Source organism: Proteus myxofaciens ATCC 19692, assembly GCF_001654855.1.
In the GTDB taxonomy this organism is placed as follows: Bacteria; Pseudomonadota; Gammaproteobacteria; order Enterobacterales; family Enterobacteriaceae; genus Proteus; species Proteus myxofaciens.
Genome location: NZ_LXEN01000168.1, coordinates 1 through 2,281 on the forward strand (window position 1 = coordinate 1; position 2,281 = coordinate 2,281).

Annotated in this window: 4 protein-coding genes and 1 pseudogene; 2 read left to right on the forward strand and 3 right to left on the reverse strand. The window is 34.4% G+C overall.

Annotation, left to right across the window (positions count from 1 at the left end):
• The coding region (locus M983_RS16375; RefSeq protein WP_245684061.1) for a lysoplasmalogenase family protein at window positions 1-324 on the reverse strand (324 nt) is incomplete at its 3' end.
• A gap of 147 nt (window positions 325-471) precedes the next feature.
• Here M983_RS16375 and M983_RS16380 point away from each other — a divergent pair.
• A complete protein-coding gene (locus M983_RS16380; RefSeq protein ID WP_066753534.1) occupies window positions 472-858 on the forward strand; it encodes a DUF2500 family protein in 387 nt (128 codons plus the stop codon).
• Between the two features lie 84 nt (window positions 859-942).
• On the opposite strand, the gene M983_RS16385 is transcribed toward M983_RS16380, so the two are convergent.
• Together M983_RS16385 and rsmD are read right to left on the reverse strand one after the other, a co-directional pair.
• The gene (locus tag M983_RS16385) at window positions 943-1,236 is read right to left on the reverse strand and encodes a DUF1145 family protein (RefSeq protein WP_066753536.1); all 294 of its coding nucleotides are present in this window, start codon (window positions 1,234-1,236) and stop codon (window positions 943-945) included.
• A 16-nt stretch (window positions 1,237-1,252) separates the two neighbouring features.
• Window positions 1,253-1,837: a 16S rRNA (guanine(966)-N(2))-methyltransferase gene (gene rsmD, locus M983_RS16390; protein ID WP_066753538.1), complete on the reverse strand. Its 585-nt coding sequence runs from the start codon at window positions 1,835-1,837 to the stop codon at window positions 1,253-1,255.
• 229 nt (window positions 1,838-2,066) lie between these two features.
• On the opposite strand from rsmD, the pseudogene M983_RS16395 reads away from it, so the two are divergent.
• Window positions 2,067-2,281: pseudogene (locus tag M983_RS16395) on the forward strand (signal recognition particle-docking protein FtsY); the annotation flags it as partial.

Sequence of the window (2,281 nt, forward strand, 5' to 3'; positions counted from 1 at the left end):
GGCGAGTAATGGAAGATAAAATGTGAGTTCTAATGGCAATAAAAAACTGACTAGATAAAGGATATAACTAAGGCATATCAATGCTAAAGATGGTAGTAAATACTTACCATCAAATATCTTTAGGAGATCAGAAAGTAATGTGACAAATAATGCACCAACAATTAAGTAGCTATTAATACTATGCTCAGGAACTTGCCAAGCCCAAAGAAGCAAAAGTAATAAGGTGATAGGCCGGAATATCCATCGTTGCCAATTTGGGCCTCGATATGCGGCATCAATATAAAGCCATCCTGAGAATAATACTGCGAGAAAAGGCCAACTCATTATATCCTCCATATATTTAAAGCTGTTTTATTATTCATATCAGAAAGCATAATTTAAGAATAGCGATTAATGACGAAACTGACTTATTAATTACAATAATATAAAGCTGACTATAGTTTATTAATATTGAAGATAGGAAATAATCTTATGAATAAGGCGAGCATATTAGGCATTGGCGTGTTGATAATTATCATTGCTTCTGCGACTCATCGTTTTATCGAGCAGAGAAAGCAACGTATCAGTAATGATAATGCGCCTGTAAAACTTTATATGGTAGAAGTCATTAATAAAAAAGAGATTATTGCTAATGATAGGCGCTCTAGAGAAAATGATATTAATGGGCCTGAAACCGTTTATCACTATCAAGTGACTTTTCGTTTAACAACAGATGATAGAAAAGATTTATATGTACGTGTTGATAAAGAATCTTATAACCAGATAGCGCCTGAAATGAAAGGTCGCTTATTTCTGAAAGGAAGTCGGTTTGTGCAGTTTGAAACGGATAATCGTGATGATAAGACAAAAGAACAATAAAATAACGATATTCCAAGCAAAAATGTCTATCTAAGGGCTATTTTATAAATGAAATAAGCCCTAGATAACTATGAACTTTTATCGCTATTTTGTTTTATTTTTCTGTTTTTCTTCATATTCTAAGCGTAATTCTTTTTGTATTTTTAATAATTCAAAAACACCAAAAAAGAAAATACGAAATTGAAGTGCAGTTGATGGTTTTTTATCTGCGGGTTGTCCCGCTTTATACATGGCGATTTGTAATCCATGCATAATGACCATAAAAATCAATGCTATATCCATAAAATATTTTAGCGGTTTAGGAAAAGGAGAGATAAAATTGAAGATTAAAAAGGCCCACACTCCAATCATTAAAAACCGACCTAAAAAGATTAACATAACAACTCCATAAAAATTAAACAGATATACTGCGAATATAAAGGCGATAAGCGACTTGCCCTGCTATTTTTTCTCTATGTAATATCCAATTAGCAGGAAGAGGATAAGTCTCTGCATTGATTTCTTCTTCTATATAAATATAGCTATTTTGTGCAAGCCAGCCATTATTTTCTAATAATTGAATTGTTTGCGACAACATACCTTTATGAAAAGGGGGATCTAAAAAAATAACGTTATAAGGCGTGCCTTGTTTAGCAAGAAAAGAGAGCGCGCTGTCGTGAATAACATGGCCATTATCTGCATTAAGAAGAGCTAAATTAGCTTTAATTTGCTGTGCAACGTCGCGTTCATATTCAACAAATGTGGTTTCACGCGCATAACGCGAAAGTGCTTCAATTCCAAGACCACCACTACCTGCAAAACAATCAAGGCAATGTGCATCATGAATGATTGGCATGAGCCAATTAAAAAGCGTTTCTTTTACTCTATCTGTGGTTGGTCGTAATCCTTGGCTATTAAGTACAGGGAGTTTACGACCACGCCATTTTCCTCCGATTATTCTTATTTGTCCCATCGGAGTTTTTTGTGGTTTTTTGGCCATATTTTTTTGATTTATATCGTTTAAGCGTAATGAGAAATGTGTTTTTCTGAATAGGAGAACACTATATTGTTGGATTATTGATAATGTTCCTAACATTAAACGAGAATAATTTACCATAAAAATCGTATAAAAGATGCGTTTATCCATGATCAAATGATAGACTTCATTATTATTTTCAATATCGTCAGTATGATCGCGCCATGACGTAGTGCGAGGAGTTTAGTAGCTAATGGCAAAAGAAAAAAAAGGTTTTTTCTCGTGGCTCGGATTTGGGCGTAACAAAGAAGAAAATATTGAGCAAGAGAAAGAACAACAAAAAGAACAACAGCAAGAGCTAGAAAATGAGCGTCTTGCCAAAGAGGCAGAAGAACAACGCTTAGCGCAAGAATTAGCTCAAGAAGAAGCTGAACGCCAAGCGAAACATGAAGCAGAACAAGCGCGCCT

What these genes read in the sequence shown, in the direction of transcription:
- M983_RS16385 (WP_066753536.1), bottom strand. Translation starts at nt 1,236, where the DNA reads ATGTTAATCTTTTTAGGTCGGTTTTTAATGATTGGAGTGTGGGCCTTT.
- M983_RS16380 (WP_066753534.1), top strand. Translation starts at nt 472, where the DNA reads ATGAATAAGGCGAGCATATTAGGCATTGGCGTGTTGATAATTATCATT.
- rsmD (WP_066753538.1), bottom strand. Translation starts at nt 1,837, where the DNA reads ATGGCCAAAAAACCACAAAAAACTCCGATGGGACAAATAAGAATAATC.